The 15020-nt window shown below is 41.4% G+C and carries 13 protein-coding genes; 6 read left to right on the top strand and 7 right to left on the bottom strand.

Annotated features, from left to right (window positions below; all coding sequences use genetic code 11):
- Nucleotides 1-85: 85 nt before the first annotated feature.
- Entirely contained in the window at nucleotides 86-1627 is a 1542-nt protein-coding gene (locus JF50_RS09635) for a basic secretory protein-like protein (RefSeq protein ID WP_039609224.1), read from the bottom strand.
- 406 nt (nucleotides 1628-2033) lie between these two features.
- Here JF50_RS09635 and JF50_RS09630 point away from each other — a divergent pair, with 406 nt between their 5' ends.
- Nucleotides 2034-2468, top strand: coding sequence for a GNAT family N-acetyltransferase (locus tag JF50_RS09630; protein ID WP_039609223.1), 435 nt, complete (start codon nucleotides 2034-2036; stop codon nucleotides 2466-2468).
- Nucleotides 2469-2481: 13 nt separating this feature from the next.
- Here the strand turns inward: JF50_RS09630 and JF50_RS09625 are convergent, their stop codons facing one another.
- Nucleotides 2482-3345, bottom strand: a complete 864-nt coding sequence (locus JF50_RS09625) for a DMT family transporter (protein WP_039609222.1) — start codon at nucleotides 3343-3345, stop codon at nucleotides 2482-2484.
- 449 nt (nucleotides 3346-3794) lie between these two features.
- Here JF50_RS09625 and JF50_RS09620 point away from each other — a divergent pair, with 449 nt between their 5' ends.
- Both JF50_RS09620 and JF50_RS09615 read left to right on the top strand, forming a co-directional pair.
- The gene (locus JF50_RS09620; RefSeq protein ID WP_039609221.1) at nucleotides 3795-4358 is read left to right on the top strand and encodes a YSC84-related protein; all 564 of its coding nucleotides are present in this window, start codon (nucleotides 3795-3797) and stop codon (nucleotides 4356-4358) included.
- A gap of 136 nt (nucleotides 4359-4494) precedes the next feature.
- Nucleotides 4495-5418: a diguanylate cyclase gene (locus tag JF50_RS09615; RefSeq protein WP_039609220.1), complete on the top strand. Its 924-nt coding sequence runs from the start codon at nucleotides 4495-4497 to the stop codon at nucleotides 5416-5418.
- A gap of 46 nt (nucleotides 5419-5464) precedes the next feature.
- Here JF50_RS09615 and JF50_RS09610 read toward each other — a convergent pair whose 3' ends face one another.
- The gene (locus tag JF50_RS09610; RefSeq protein ID WP_039609219.1) at nucleotides 5465-6718 is read right to left on the bottom strand and encodes an aromatic amino acid transport family protein; all 1254 of its coding nucleotides are present in this window, start codon (nucleotides 6716-6718) and stop codon (nucleotides 5465-5467) included.
- An 820-nt stretch (nucleotides 6719-7538) separates the two neighbouring features.
- Here JF50_RS09610 and JF50_RS09605 point away from each other — a divergent pair.
- The 3 genes from JF50_RS09605 to JF50_RS09595 all read left to right on the top strand — a co-directional run bounded on the left by JF50_RS09605 (nucleotide 7539) and on the right by JF50_RS09595 (nucleotide 10024).
- The gene (locus tag JF50_RS09605) at nucleotides 7539-7952 is read left to right on the top strand and encodes a hypothetical protein (protein WP_039609218.1); all 414 of its coding nucleotides are present in this window, start codon (nucleotides 7539-7541) and stop codon (nucleotides 7950-7952) included.
- A gap of 422 nt (nucleotides 7953-8374) precedes the next feature.
- Nucleotides 8375-9106, top strand: coding sequence for a hypothetical protein (locus JF50_RS09600; protein WP_039609217.1), 732 nt, complete (start codon nucleotides 8375-8377; stop codon nucleotides 9104-9106).
- Nucleotides 9107-9388: 282 nt separating this feature from the next.
- Nucleotides 9389-10024 carry a GNAT family N-acetyltransferase gene (locus JF50_RS09595; protein WP_039609216.1) on the top strand — a complete coding sequence of 212 codons (636 nt, stop codon included), beginning with the start codon at nucleotides 9389-9391 and terminating at the stop codon, nucleotides 10022-10024.
- A gap of 415 nt (nucleotides 10025-10439) precedes the next feature.
- On the opposite strand, the gene JF50_RS09590 is transcribed toward JF50_RS09595, so the two are convergent.
- The 4 genes from JF50_RS09590 to JF50_RS09575 form a co-directional block, all read right to left on the bottom strand.
- Complete coding sequence (locus JF50_RS09590) at nucleotides 10440-11696, bottom strand: amidohydrolase family protein (protein ID WP_039609215.1); 1257 nt, start codon at nucleotides 11694-11696, stop codon at nucleotides 10440-10442.
- Nucleotides 11697-11718: 22 nt separating this feature from the next.
- Entirely contained in the window at nucleotides 11719-12312 is a 594-nt protein-coding gene (locus JF50_RS09585) for a GIN domain-containing protein (RefSeq protein ID WP_039609214.1), read from the bottom strand.
- Between the two features lie 207 nt (nucleotides 12313-12519).
- Nucleotides 12520-13734: a M24 family metallopeptidase gene (locus tag JF50_RS09580; RefSeq protein ID WP_039609213.1), complete on the bottom strand. Its 1215-nt coding sequence runs from the start codon at nucleotides 13732-13734 to the stop codon at nucleotides 12520-12522.
- Between the two features lie 30 nt (nucleotides 13735-13764).
- Nucleotides 13765-15003: an NAD(P)/FAD-dependent oxidoreductase gene (locus JF50_RS09575; RefSeq protein WP_039609212.1), complete on the bottom strand. Its 1239-nt coding sequence runs from the start codon at nucleotides 15001-15003 to the stop codon at nucleotides 13765-13767.
- Nucleotides 15004-15020 lie beyond the last annotated feature (17 nt).

Here is a 15020-nt window from a genome sequence, read left to right as displayed (position 1 = left end):
AAGAAATCTCTGAGTTATACAAGGGATTATGGTGGCGATAAGCGTAAAGAGAGTGAGCACTTTACAGGCTCACTCGTCGGTTATATTAGTACTGAAGTTGACCTCCATTGTTGATAAATGTGACGTACTCTTGCCACAGTTCATCTACACTTCTGCCCACTGTCTGTTGGAAAGCGGCTTCAAAAGACCAAGTGTAATTACCTAAATCTTTGGCGGCTTTGTTAAATTTATACAGGAAATCGGCATCGTGTGTTACACGTACATAATGCAAGAAAAAACCCGTAGTGGTGTAGCCACCTAGCCATTTTTTAGGGTCGGTCACATCAGGCGTACGCGTTTTGTGTAGGCCCTCACCAATTCTCACTGCATCAGCAAGCCCTTCAGTATACGCCCAGTAGGCTTTACCATCTCCATAGCTGTCGTGAGTCAGTGGAGAGTTGTTATATCCATGTGTTACCTCATGAGACAAAATGCCATCGATTTCATCGCGGATCGCTGCATCTGAGTTACCACTGTCACGGTAAATTTTCTCTAGGTGACTGGTGCTTACAACAATGGTCATTTCACCAGAGCCATCTTGTCCCATCTTGTATGCAACGAACTCATTTCCCCAATGATCTTTTGCTCTAAGCTCAAACTGAAGGTTTCTAAAACGATTTGATTCAACTGGGTCGCGATACAGGATTTTTGCCACATCGACACAGCGATTTGCCATATGTCCTGCTGGATCTGAGATGATGCGTTTGAATAAGATAGACCCTTGAGTTTGTGGATCTACATCAACAAAGTCAACTTGAGGTTTTTTCCACTCACCATTTGGTGGTGTGGTTACCTCTTCTTTTATGTTTATGGTGTAACTGGTATTTGCGTATCCATATACAGACACATAAACATCATTACCTTTTAAGTTACACGATTCATTGGCAGTTGGCGTTGTGCTGCTACAGTCAAATACTTGTGTGGTTGGTTGAGCTGCGCTTCTCATGTACAGATCTGCATCGCCCGTCCCAGTGGTTGTTGCAATGATTTTATTGGCAACATTAAACGGGCCAAAGTGCTGCCATTGACCGGCGTTTAAGCTATTGCTTTGCGAGATAGGTAAGCTACTTGGTAGCGTTATATTTTCGGCAAACATCTCGATTTCAGCGATTTGCAGTATGTTTGCGCCATTGGTTGATGACACATCTACTTTTACAAATGCAAAACTTTGTGGGTTAGCAACTGTGAATTGCTTTGTCTGATAACGGTCATTGAAAGATTGGTTGTAACGCGTGTCGAGTACCACCCAGTTAATGCCATCATTTGAACCTTGCAGCTGCCAATCTTGCGGATCGCGACTTGGGGCATCATTGGCTGAGGTGATGCTGTAAGAGGTAACTTTTTGTGGCTGTGAAAACTGATAGCTTATCCAACCTGAAGATGAGAAGGTCAGCCATTTACTGTAATTATTGTTATCAAAAGCTTTGGTTTTCCCTTCAAAAGTACCATTTTCGCCGGAAACTGATATGGCATTGGGGTTATCGGACGTCAGATCCGTTTGCGCTACTGCTGAAGCGGAAAGTAAAGCACCAAGCAAACATGCTAGGCTGGTTTTTTTTAGTGAACTCTGTGTTATTTGCGTTTTCATATATGCAACCTTGTATCGTTCCAAAAAAATTGATTGTGGCTCGTTCCCATATTATTTGGCTTGTTAGTTATTTTGTTTTTTTACTTGATTAGTAATTGCCAAAATAATTGGAACGGTTTAAATGATTGGTTGTATTTTGAACTTTGTCAAAGGTTTTTTTACATTTTTATAACTGGTGTGTGTGGATTATGAGCCGATTGAGTTGGTATTTGAAATTATTATGCAATGATCTGTTTGTTTTTTGAACTTTTTTATTCTTCATTGTTAATATGAAAAATATATAGTTTTCATAGGGGTAACTTATATGCCATTTTACAGTGCGCTGGATAATCAATAAAATGAATTCACTAACTTCGAGGTAGCGGTTGCTGCCTTGATCAAACGAAAAAAAGTACAGGAGTAATCTATGGCTTGCGTAATTGAGCGGGGAAGTATTGATGAGCTCATGGAGATTGAAAATCAAATTCCTGAGTTTTCGACACCAAAAACAAAACAGCTTATAGAAACACGATTACAAGGTAAAACAGTATTGCTGCTAGTTGCGAAAAGAGAGGGTAAACCTATCGCATATAAGCTTGGGTACGCCGAGGATGAGAAACATTTTTACAGTTGGCTAGGTGCAGTAGTACCAGAATTTAGAGGTGAGGGCATCGCACAAACATTGTTAAATGAGCAAGAGCGATGGTGTCGGTCTTCGGGTTTTGAAAGCATCGCTGTTAAATCAATGAATAAATTTAAAAATATGCTCATGATGTTATTAAAAAACAACTACAGCATCGTGGCGTGCCACCCACTAGAAGATGGCACTGACAGTAAGATTCACTTTTTAAAAACGCTCTAAATTGTCATCAAGGTTATTTTTGACGAGCTGCTCTTTTTTCAAAAAGATAGTTGATAAACAAGGCTGTACAAATAATGCCGCTGCCTAGTGATAGGGATAATAGGTCTGCTTGTCGGTTCCAAATGATGACATTGACTAAGACGCCTGCGGGGATCAAAACGTTGTTCATGATCGCTAAATTGCCAACAGAAACCAGCGTTGCGCCCTTATTCCACAGGAAGTAACCGAGCCCCGAGGCGATGAGTCCTAGATAGATTAATATGCCCCATTGAAATTCGGTGGTTGGCAGTTTTTCACTGTTGCCAAGCAGTACGTAACTCAGCCCTGTGACAATTAGGGCACCTAAAAAGAAAAAACCAAAACAAGTATGCTGCGCGGGCAGAGGGGTCTGAGTCGGTAATCTTTTATACAAAACCTGTCCAAGCGCAAAGCACACATTAGCACCTTGAACGAGTAATAGCCCAAACCAGAAATCTTCATTTATGTTAGCTTGGCGAATAGTAATCGCACCCGCAGTAGCGAGCAAAGCGACAAATAGATAGTGAAGTTGGAGTTTTCTTTCTAGTAAGTCATTAATGACCGTGATGTAAACGGGCGTCATGACGGTAAACAAGAGTACTTCAGGTACGCTTAAGTAGAGAAAAGAGTGGTAGTAAAAGCCGTACATTAAACCAATTTGAATTGCCCCTATTGCCATTAACGTCAGTGCGACGCGCGCTGTTACATTCGATAACTTAGTAAATGGCAAAAAAATAAGTAACGCAATCGCGACTCTGCTAAAAGCTGAGAACCAGGTGTCAACTTGACCTGCGAGGTAAACGCCAATCAAACTGAACGAAAATGCCCATATAAGGGTAACAAAAGAGAGATAATACATAACATCAAATTACTGTTTTTCGTTATGGTAAAAGGTCGTAGAGAATAAATCGAGCGAAAGGTGAAAAAAGTCAGGTGCAAGCCTACATGGACCGAGATCTAAGCTTTGTTCAATCAAAGCATCGAAAAAACCGAACTAATTAATCATTATAATATGATTTTAATTTACTACCTAGTCGCTACAATGAAGTTGTTTTCACATTTATCCCTTTCATGATTACCCATGATGTGTTAAAGGCCACCATTTTATGGTGGCCTTTTTATTTTCGTTTTAGGGTTTTCTCATCGCTTGTATTAATTTATGGCATTACCTGTGCTCAATGACACTTTTATACATCTTTATTTGTGTTTGTTCATCTTACGCTAAACTTCAATCTTGCATTTTAGCCCCATATGGCGTGATTCACCTTGTAGAAGACCGCGCCTGTTAATGTTGTTAGGAGTTTAAGAATGAAGAAGTTGATAAGTCTGAGCCTTGTGTTAGCCATGGTAATTGTTTCGGGATGTGCATCTATGGGCGCGGGTGATAATGTGCAAAAACGTGCTCAAATCATGAAGATGAAGAATGAAACACTCTCTCAATTATACAAAGAAAAGCCAGACACTCGAGCGCAGCTACGCTCAGCTGTGGGCTATGCCGTCTTTTCAAATGCAAACATCAATTTGCTTTTAGTCTCTGCGGGCACGGGTTATGGCGTTGTGCAAAATAACCAAACAGGCCAGTTTACTTATATGAATATGGCTGAAGGTGGCGTCGGGCTTGGGTTAGGTGTTAAAGATTATCGCTTAATTGTTGTGTTCCATACTGCCGAAGCCTTAGATACATTCGTCAATCACGGTTGGACTTTTGGTGGTAATGCGGATGCAGCTGCAAAAGCTTCTGATAAAGGTGCTGCGGTTCAAGGCGAGGTATATTACGGCAATATGTCTGTTTATACGCTTACTCAAAGTGGCCTTGCGCTACAGGCAACAGTGAAAGGGACAAAGTTTTGGCCTGATAAATCATTAAACTAAGCCAGAAAACAGGCGTTACTTGAGAATCATTAGGACATAAAAGTATTTTTTATAAGATTTCGCTTTTTGTTCTTGTGAGGTGTAGAAGTATTCGCTATAAACAACGTAAGCATATCTAATTATTTTAGAGGGTAACGTGTTCAAGGAAATTGACGACCTCAGTGATAGTTTAGTTTTAATTGTAGAGGACTCAGCACTGACGCAAAAAGTGCTGGGTGCTTGCTTAGATGGATTGTGCCGTGTCGACGCAGTTGACAGTGCCGAAGAGGCGATAAATTATTGCCTCAAATCTCCCCCAGATTTAATTTTGATGGACTGGATCTTAGGTGGAATGACAGGGCTTGAAGCGTGTAAAAAAATTCAAGCCATGGATGAGTTAAATGACATTCCCATTATATTTGTCACCTCCAACACGAATGAAAATCAACAAGAGCTTTGCTGGGATGCGGGGGCAGTTGACTTTTTAGGTAAGCCGATTGTGGCCCGGACATTAGTTAATCGAGTGAGAACCCACTTAAAATATAAGCGTCAAACCGACATATTAAAGCAGTACTCTTTTTTTGACGGCCTGACTGAGGTATTTAATCGGCGCTACTTCGACATGGAGTGCACGCGTTTATTTCGGCAAAACCTCAGACAACAGCAGTGTATGTCTATCATTATGCTAGATATTGACTACTTTAAGTTATTTAATGATCAGTATGGACATTTACAAGGTGACGATGCGTTAAAAGCGGTTGCAAAGGTTGCTGTGAAAATGGTGAACCGACCACTTGATAGCGTATTTAGATATGGCGGCGAGGAGTTTGCTGTTTTGCTGCCTAACACGAGCGAAGAAGGCGCGCTGAAAATTGCGCAGTCGATTGTGCATGCTGTTAGAGGGCTTGAAATCCCGCATTGTAAATCTGAATTTGATGTGGTGACAGTCAGTGCTGGTGTCGCAGTAGGGCAATATGGTGTGTATGACAATGTTGAAGATCTGATCCAAAAAGCGGACGAAGGGCTTTATAAAGCTAAGTCAAACGGGAGAGATCAGGCTTATTTAATTAATGAAAAGTAGTGGCAGAAATAGGTGTGATCAGCCCGATCACACCTATTTTTTTGACCTACATATTAAATAGCAAGGCCGATACCGCTAACAGACCAACCGTAAGTACAAAGTATGTGCTTAGCTTACCCTTGTACTTTTGTAATGCTGGCACTTTATAAATTGCGATTGTTGGCATGACAAACAGTATCAAGGCGATGATCGGGCCCGATATTGCCCCCATCATGTCTAGAATACTTGGGTTGATCACCGCACAAATCCAAATAGAGATAAACATCACCACAACGCCTAACTTGTCAGCTGCTTTATAGCTGATAGAGGTTTGTTTTGTGACCAGACCATTGAAACTCTCTCTTGCACCTAAAAAGTGCCCTAAGAATGAAGAAGTAATGGCAATAAATGCAACCAATGGACCGAGTGTTTCAATAAATGGGTTGTTGTATACGTTAGCCAAATAAGACAGCACAGATACATTAGCCTCTTTTGCCTCAGTCATTTGCTCAGGGGTTAGTGAGAAAATACACGAAAATACAAACAACAAGACGAATGCGATGAGCATCAACGCGGTGTTGCGCAGAATACTCTCAGCTTTGAGAGTGGCTTCTGACTTATAGTGTCTGCGTTGTGTGTTAGCAAAGCTAGAAATCGCCGCGGCGTGGCTAAAAGAAAATACAACAATGGGTACTGACAGCCAGAGTGTCTCAGTTAATGAGCCCACATCAGGAGCAGATATCGTTGGAAGTTGCCAATTAGGGATTAGATATAAAGAGAGAAACAGCAGCACGCCGACTAATGGATAAACAAGTACCGCAAAGGCTCTAAGGAGCAACTTCTCACCCCCTAGCATGATTGCGATCATGCCAGCAACAAGTACACCAGACAGTAAAACTCTTGGTAATGACTCCATCTCCAGCTGGTTTACCATGAAGCTATCAACGGTGTTGGTTAAACCGACACCGTAAATAAGTAATATTGGGAATATTGAGAAAAAGTATAGCAATGAGATCAAGCGACCACTGGTGGCACCAAAATGCTCTTCGACAACGTCGGTAAAATCTGAGTCGCTATTTTTCGAGGATAATACAAATCGAGCAAGACCTCGGTGTGCCAAATAAGTCATCGGAAAAGCAAGTACAGCCATGATCATTAAGGGCCAAAACCCACCAATGCCAATATTGATTGGTAAGAATAAAATACCCGCGCCTACAGCTGTACCAAACAGACTGAGTACCCAATTAGTATCATGTTGGGTCCAGCGTGATTCGCTGATATTGACCACGTCATTCGCGCCTCCCACTTGTGAATTACTCATACTTGTTGTCCTACGTTTTAGTTTTAATCGCGCGGATGATATATAAATTCGCGCATTGATGCATGTTTATTCGGTTTGATTGAGGTTTTTTTAACCTTTACGGCAGCTTTGTGGTTAACAAATGCTCACTTTGATAAGGGCATTGTTGGTTCAAAAAGTGATAGGTGTCTTGTGAGAGTAACTAGAGGGGGCCCGCGTTTTGTAGGATATGACAACGTTTCACGTTCTACGAAACTTATTATTCAGATTGTCATAACGTGTATGTTGTCCTGAGAGGTCGTGCTCAATGAGGCCTTTATGGATTTTAAAATATTATGCTTTTAAATCAGCCTGGTATGATTTTTTATTTGAAATATATAAATAATGATTTTCTTCATAACTTTATCTGATTGTGTGCTTTGTACCTTAATTGTTTCCGATATGAGTGTTAGAATTCTGGTGTCTTTTAATTGTTATTGACCTTTGGTTGCATGTTTGACTGGGGCAAATTTAAAGTGGTAAGAATTTATGCTGTATTATCTTTTCGTAGGTGCACTTGTATGGTTTTGCTTCACGCTTTTTAGCAAGAGTAATTCTTTTTTTGAGTAAAGTGAGTTTAGTTTAAGCGCCAAACCTAGTAGGTAGTGGAGTCACTCTAACGCTGAGACTTGATTAGTGACCTCTGCCTAGCACACTCGTATTTAAATACTGATGAAAGCGGTAACAGCCACTTAACTGTCAATTTATTTAGTGGAAATATTACATTTTCAAACATTCCCTGACTGATTCACACACCCGCTTGAACTATGATTTCCACATCAAACATGATTGGGGAAAAACAATGAAAAAACTATTAACTGTATCAATGATCGCTTTATTGGCAAGTGGCTGTGCGCATCATAATAATGTAAGACCATCACAAGATGGTAAGCATTACGTCAACCTAACTTCTGAAACGCGACAAAAAGCAGGCGAAGAAGCACTAGAACAAGCCAACTATTATTGTAGTGAGAACGGCAGCACGCGTGCGTATATTGTCAATGAAACGATTACTTACATGGGTTCGATGCCAGAAGATGAGTATTTGAAAAATCGCAATTTAGCTGAGGCAGTCGAAGTCGCAGGTGCAGGTATGTCAATTTTAGGTGGTGGACGTGTCGATGATCTGGGCACCGCAATGTGGATTGGCGGTGGTATTGCAGAAGATACTATGGGCGAACCTTATCAAATTAACCTGTCATTTAGTTGCAAGTAAGTAAATGCACGAATCATTACATACGCTATCAGCTAGCGGTCGCTTTGTCGGCCGCTAGTGGCATCAAGTCCCATTACGTTGTTCGAGCACTATACAAAACCACGGTATATCTGAACTCCCCTAAAAATCTAAACTTCACTCACCTTTGTATCGCAATTGACTTAAATTAGGTAGGTGTCTCGTGATATGCCCAATAATTAAATCAGTTGTGATGTTAAGTTATTGCGAAGCTTACTTGTACTATGAGTTCTTTCTCTTATTCTATTGAACATTTTTTAATTTAGGCTTGAATCTGTTGTGGAAGGAGTTTAGGTCTTTATTGGCAAACTCAATATCATGACAGAAAAACCTAAATCGTGTTTAAACCTTTTGTATAGTGGCTGCGTCTTAACTGTTAAATATCGTATAAAAAGGACAACAAGATGAAAGCTTTCATGTTTACAGCACTGGCATTATCTTCACTTTACGCTTCAGCAAACCAATATTACTCTTCGGATTATGAATTTGTAAAAAGCACCTCTTTGACATTATCAGCCAAAGAGGTTGACCAATTTAAAATCGATGCAGGAGCGGGCAGCCTCAAATTGATAGGAGAAGACACGGACAAAATTAGCGTTACCGCTGAGATTTTTCAGTCAAGCGAAGGAGGGGATTATTGCTTAGATTTATCCCAGCGTGGAAGTTACGCTTTGCTAAAAGCCAATGTGTGCCATAACAGGGTCAACAACACGTTAGTCCATCTTTCAATTACCGCGCCAAAAAGTTTAATTACACAGATCAAAGACGAGTCAGGCTCGATTGATGTATCACATGCAAGTGTTCAAAGTATTGATGATGGCTCTGGTTCGATTAATATCATGGATAATCTCACTTCTATAAATATAGATGATGGCTCTGGCAGCATTGAGGTTTCTAGTGTTCAAGGTGAGTTAGATATTGATGATGGTTCAGGCAAAATCGTAGTTGAGGATATTAAAGGTAATGTGTGGATAGAAGATGGCTCGGGTAAGGTGGTCGTTGATAACGTCACAGGTAAAGTGTCAGTTGATGACGGCTCTGGTAGTATTTCTGTGCGAAATGCACAATCGTTCGAGTTGATAAATGATGGTTCCGGCAGAGTAAATTTGAAGAATATCCGTGACCAACAAAATTAATTTGGTTCTGTGAGTGATTGTCGCTCATATCTGAACTCACAGCATATGTGAAGGGGGGGAGACTTCATTTGGCTGGCAGCTATGAGCGAATTTAAGAAATTTAACTCAATTCACATTCATATCAGTTTGTAGAGCGGCTTGTTTTTTTAAACAACACACGCTGCCCAAAAGGGCTTAGGAAAGGTCTGCGGTATAGACCTTGTTGTGTTTCAACTTCATGGAAAAACTAAGCTTGCCTGCTTATACTCTTGCACAAGATAACCCATAGTAGTATGTCAATTTATGTATTTTAAATTTTCAGTAGATACTATTCATAGTCAAAATATACACGAAGCAGCCAAACTCGTTGTCACTACATTTAATGAAAGAGAGCCATTGGCCGCAGTAAATAACGCTCCACCAAAAGAGTTTGCTGAGTTTATCCTGGATTTAACGCAGCATTGCGCAAATAATGGGTTGGGATTTGTAGCCAAAGAATTGACAACGAATAAAATTATTGGCGCTATTTTGGCTTCAGATCTGGCCGAGGCGCTTAATCAAGCTGATACCAATGACGAAGGGCCAAGCAATCCAATTGCGACTTTGATAACAACGCTCAATAATCGCTATTTTAGGGGTGAAACTTTACCAGATAATACTTATTTAAATATTAAGTTTGTTGCAATGGACGATAGGTACAAAGGACAGGGAGTCGTTAACAAATTGATATCTGAGTGCATGAGCGAGGCCAAGAAAAAGGGCTTCGAATATGCGCAGGCTGAAGCTACTGGAAATGTTTCCCAACATATTTTCGAAAATAAATTGGGGTTTGAAGAAAAAGCATTTATTAAATACAGAGAGTTCACTTTAGGTGGTGAACAACCCTTTTTTGAAATTACAGAACATGAAGGGATTAAGCTGCTTATCAAACGGATTTAACGTTCACGTTTGTATTAAGCGCACACACCCTGGGAATACGTCCGTGCAACTTGCTTATACAAAAGCTTGTTTGATCATCAACGGCTTTTTGTTTGTGTTTTAGATTAGACGAACTGTACTGAAAGACTCAAACTGGCTTGTCGCTGAACTTCAGTAAAGAGCGACAAGCCGTCGTTGATAAAACAAGTGGTAATCAGCACTGTTCAATTTCTTAATAACCGCTTCGACGATAGAATCAGTTGCTGTACGATAAGCTTAAAAATATAAGACTAATGTAAGGCGAGAGGCTTATTTCCTCTCGCGATGCTAGCTAGTAGTGTTAAATAGTGTGTAGCAAATTGACGTTTTCATGATACAGGTTGTCGTTATTGATATATTCGTTGTCATCAAAAACGACAAGCTTGGTTCTGTTAGCTTAGTTAACGGAATATCCGATACGACCATTGATTATGACAGTGTCGATTTTCTTTATATCACTAATTGCCTCCCATGGACGACCATTAATGATGAGGATATCGGCAAGTTTTCCCTGTTCAATGGTCCCAAGTTGCTTTGATTTTTTGAGGGCAATAGCGCCATTTCTTGTCGCTGCGATAACGGCTTGAGCATCGCTTAAACCCGCATCAACTAAACGTTTTAATTCCATATGATAACTGTATTGACCATGCTCTTTTACAGGAGAGTCGGTGCCAACTCCTAACATGACATTCGATTGTGCTAGGTATGGGATGTTTAAATGCCCTTTTGGCTCTCGACCGAGCGTAGGAACATACGTCACTTGATTGTTTGCAACCGCATCAAGTGTCTCTTGGCGAATGATGTTTCCATGTCGAATACCGTGTTCAACACTTGTCACCCCAGTGTTAATCGCTTCGATTGTTTCGTTTTGACCACCGGTGTGCGCCGCGACCCAAAGGCCATTCTTTTTTGCAAGCGAGGTAATCGTAGCCAGTGTTTCCCGAGACATTCGAGGCATTTCAATATCATTAACGCTGTCGCTATGACCTTGATAAACAACCTTAATACCGTCTATTCCTTGTAAGATTAGCTGTTCGATTTTTTCCGTGATCTGTTCTGGTGACTCTGACTGAAAAGTCATTTTTTTTAATACCCAGGTCGGAATGTCTTTTCGTTGAGTAGGGTGACCCCCTGCAACAGTAAAGATTGGACCTGCGATAAATAATCGAGGGCCCGCTAATTTACCTTGAGACAATGACTTTTTTAAATCAAAGATAGCTGGTGCTATATCTCCTAGAGAACGATAACTGGTTACGCCAGCTTTAATTAGGTCTTGTCTAACACTGGGCAAAAAGCGAAGTTGATCCCAAATCGTATTTAACAGGCTGTCCTGTTTGGATTGCGCTTTTCCTCCAAAGAAGTGACCATGCAAATCAATTAGACCAGGCATAATTGACTTTCCCGCAGCGTTAATAATCAAGGTGTTTTGCGAAACATGACAGCTTTCTCCGAGACAAGCGATTTTACCATCGGTTATTAAGATCCCCGGGTTGTTTATTGCAAACTCCGAGGTAGCGTCAAATAAAGTGCCGCCTTGTATCCACATATTTTGCAGCGGCTTTTCCCAAGTGTACAGGTCATGTTTATACGCTAACATGAACGCTAAACCGGAACTAATTAAAAATACGATCAGATATGCAAAGCACTTTTTCATCACTTTTCTCCGGCTATTGGTCTTAGTTAAATTTTAATCGGGCGTTGTTCAAAGTACCTCTGGAGCTGTTCGACCGCAGTTGTTGCTGGTGAGCGACTCCACGGATATCAAGATCACCAGCGTCATTCATTTCTATGTTTGAGTTTTCTGCCTGAACGACGAGATTCGCATTAGCAGTGTCGTTAATTTGAACACTGAGTTGTTTGGCCGTTAAGGATAAGCTAGTGATATCGCCAGATCCTGTGGTCACAATAGAGATGTGATCTGCGACCAATTGGTTTTCGCCTGTTAATGTGGCTGCACCTGCGGTTTTAATGTATTTTAATTTTTTGTATGTCACGTAAACCTTTACCGACTCACCGCTGTGGTAGCCTTGTGGGGTCACGGTTAAGGTGCCATTTTCAATATGTGTGATTACATCAGTGATGGGCATGCCACGAGCAAATACTTTGACTTGTTGATGATCAGATTGAGAGATAAAAACATCAGCAAGTCCACTAACAATGATACTGTCAAAATCTTTGACTTCTCTGATTTCCTGTTGATGGGCAAAGTTGGTGCAGCCTGACAACATCGTGGTGAACAAGATTAAAATAATAGGGAGTGAATGATTCATGTTAGCCTCTAGCGCTTTATTGATGTGAGCATTATTGAAAAAACGCTAGCTGTAGTTAATGGAGTAATGTCATGAAAAAAAATGACATTTGTCATTTATCAATAAAAATGGGTAGTTTATGTGGTGGCATGTTGATTAAGAAAGCATCCAATCGCGCAGGTTAATTGGATTCTTAGCCGCAGGTATTTTCCTGCGGCGTAGTCTGTACTATTTCTCTAGTCCAAAAGGGTCATCGATACTATAGCTTGGCTCTGTAAACCATTTTGGGCCTGACTCAGTGATGTAAAAGTGATCTTCAAGGCGAATACCAAATTGATCTGGTATCACTAACATGGGCTCATTGGAAAAGCACATGCCCGGCGCTAATCGTTGTGGGTTGTCTTTGACAAGATAAGGGCGTTCGTGAATATCTAAACCGATACCATGTCCTGTTCTATGCGGGCAACCTGGTAACTGATAATCTGGCCCTAAGTTATGTTTAGCAAAGTAGCTTCTTGCTGCGTAATCCACATCACCGCATGTCGCGCCAATTTGGGCTGCATTAAAAGCATGTAATTGCGCTTGTTTTTCATGTTCCCATATCTCCCTTTGATAGTCTGTCGCTTTGCCAAAAACATAAGTTCGGGTAATGTCACTCAGATAACCGTGCAGTTTACAGCCTGTATCGATTAACACCACATCACCTTGTTTCAGAGTTTGTGGCTCCTTCACGCCATGCGGAAATGAAGAGGCTTTACCAAATAAAACAATACAGAAGTAATTTCCCGAAGCGCCCACTTTCTTGTGTGCTTGCGCTATGAACGATTCGACTTCAGTGGTCGTGATGCCTTCGTGCAGCATGGAAGCTGCGGCTTGTTGTACAGCCAGTGTCATATCCATTGCTCGTTGAATTAAAGCGATTTCGTTCGCCGATTTGTGCATACGGCAGTGGCTGGTCACTTGATGTCCGTTAACGACATTCAGGCTCGGGTTCGCTTTATTGATCCCATCGACGACAAAAAAAGCTGTACTTTCATCAATGGCTAGCGTGGCATTGTGCGATATCCCGCACTCTAAAAATACCTGCCCCAGAAGTTGATAGGGGCATTGTTCTTCTTGCCACGCATGTACTTTCCCTTTGATCACTTGGTACTCGCTGATTGTACCAAGCTCAAAGAAAGGTGCGATAAAACAAACTTCCCCTTGGGCTGGCAATAATGCACCAACGAGCCGTTCACTGGCTGACCAATCTAACCCAGTAAAGTACTTTAAGTTAGTACCAGCATTAAGGAATAAAGCATCGATATTATTGGCTTGCATATATGTTTGTGCCTTGGCCATACGAGTTCGGTAATCTTCCTCGATAATGGGTTGTATCCCTGATGTCATTGTATTGAGGTTATCAAGTGCTGCTTGCTTTGATTGAAAGCCTATACCTATCATAAATGTATCCTATTTCGTTATTATCGAGTACTACTGAAAACGCGTGATGCTGTAAGGGGTAATATCAAATACAGTTGGCTGATTTGCAACCAAGTTTGCGATGAGTTCACTGGTGATCGCGGCTTGTGTAAGCCCCAGATGTTGGTGCCCTAACGCAAACAGTATATTTGGGTGTTCAGGGGCTTGGCCAATAACAGGTAGTGAGTCCGGTAAAGAGGGCCTAGGGCCCATCCAGTAAGTACCTTGGCGAACATCACTAAACCCCTTGAGCATGCCTTTAGCGTGAGTAAGTAATGAAGCGGCTCTTGCATAAAAGGGCGGACGATTTAGACCTGCAAACTCAACGGTACCTGCGAGACGAAGTCCATTTTTCATTGGTGTCATAATGAACTGGCGATCTGCGGAAGCTACAGGGCGGCTCAAAGCATGTGTACTGAGCATATTATGATAGCCTCGCTCAGCTTCGAGTGGCAGTTTATAACCCAGTTGCTTGCACAACTGCTTACTCCATGCTCCAGTACAAATCACCACTTTATCAAAGTGAGGCGGCGAGCCCTGTGTATCGGTAGCCACAATCACTTTGTCATGTTGCTGTATGTTGGTAACGGCTTGTTGTATGAACTGACCACCTAAGCGGAGAAATTCCTGAAAGAGGGTGTTTGATAATTTATATGGGTCGGTCGTATGCGCGACATCTTTGAAAAGTAATGCATAGTTAATTTTATTATGAAGCTGTGGCTCTAAAGCTTGTGTTGCTTGTTGATCGAGCAGCTCAACGTTGACACCATTTGAGACATACGCCTGATATAGTTTTTCAATGTCATCATAACAGAATTTCTCAAAGGTCAGTAAACTCCCATTACACGTGATATGTGCATCAAAATTTGCCCCTAATAATCGTCTGTATGCATCGATTGCTGCAAGATTAAGGGCTTTCAGGGCCTCTGTATTGTGCCGATAAGCGCGTGCTGGCATATTGCTACAAAATCGAGCAAACCATGGTAGCGCCTTGACCAAATATCGCCAATCAATGCGCAGAGGACTCAACTTGTTCATCAACATACCGGGCAGCTTTTTGAACAGTGCTTTGTCGGCTAAAGGAAAGACCTGCTCTGTTGCAAAGTGCCCAGCATTGCCCATAGAGCATTGTGTACCTACTCCGTTGGGATCGAACAAGCTTACTTGATACCCATGGCGCTGCAATTGTACGGCATTACATACCCCGATTATGCCAGCGCCGATGACTGCAATTTTATTATTTTTAGTCATTTATGCGTGCTCTTTTC

It is taken from the genome of Pseudoalteromonas luteoviolacea (assembly GCF_000814765.1).
GTDB lineage: Bacteria > Pseudomonadota > Gammaproteobacteria > Enterobacterales > Alteromonadaceae > Pseudoalteromonas > Pseudoalteromonas luteoviolacea_H.
This window is presented reverse-complemented; position numbering and strand designations above follow the sequence as displayed.

Coding starts and splice junctions, on each gene's coding strand:
- JF50_RS09620 (WP_039609221.1), top strand. CDS start 3,795: ATGAAGAAGTTGATAAGTCTGAGCCTTGTGTTAGCCATGGTAATTGTT.
- JF50_RS09585 (WP_039609214.1), bottom strand. CDS start 12,312: ATGAATCATTCACTCCCTATTATTTTAATCTTGTTCACCACGATGTTG.
- JF50_RS09575 (WP_039609212.1), bottom strand. CDS start 15,003: ATGACTAAAAATAATAAAATTGCAGTCATCGGCGCTGGCATAATCGGG.
- JF50_RS09580 (WP_039609213.1), bottom strand. CDS start 13,734: ATGATAGGTATAGGCTTTCAATCAAAGCAAGCAGCACTTGATAACCTC.
- JF50_RS09635 (WP_039609224.1), bottom strand. CDS start 1,627: ATGAAAACGCAAATAACACAGAGTTCACTAAAAAAAACCAGCCTAGCA.
- JF50_RS09600 (WP_039609217.1), top strand. CDS start 8,375: ATGAAAGCTTTCATGTTTACAGCACTGGCATTATCTTCACTTTACGCT.
- JF50_RS09590 (WP_039609215.1), bottom strand. CDS start 11,696: ATGAAAAAGTGCTTTGCATATCTGATCGTATTTTTAATTAGTTCCGGT.
- JF50_RS09610 (WP_039609219.1), bottom strand. CDS start 6,718: ATGAGTAATTCACAAGTGGGAGGCGCGAATGACGTGGTCAATATCAGC.
- JF50_RS09605 (WP_039609218.1), top strand. CDS start 7,539: ATGAAAAAACTATTAACTGTATCAATGATCGCTTTATTGGCAAGTGGC.
- JF50_RS09630 (WP_039609223.1), top strand. CDS start 2,034: ATGGCTTGCGTAATTGAGCGGGGAAGTATTGATGAGCTCATGGAGATT.
- JF50_RS09595 (WP_039609216.1), top strand. CDS start 9,389: ATGTATTTTAAATTTTCAGTAGATACTATTCATAGTCAAAATATACAC.
- JF50_RS09625 (WP_039609222.1), bottom strand. CDS start 3,345: ATGTATTATCTCTCTTTTGTTACCCTTATATGGGCATTTTCGTTCAGT.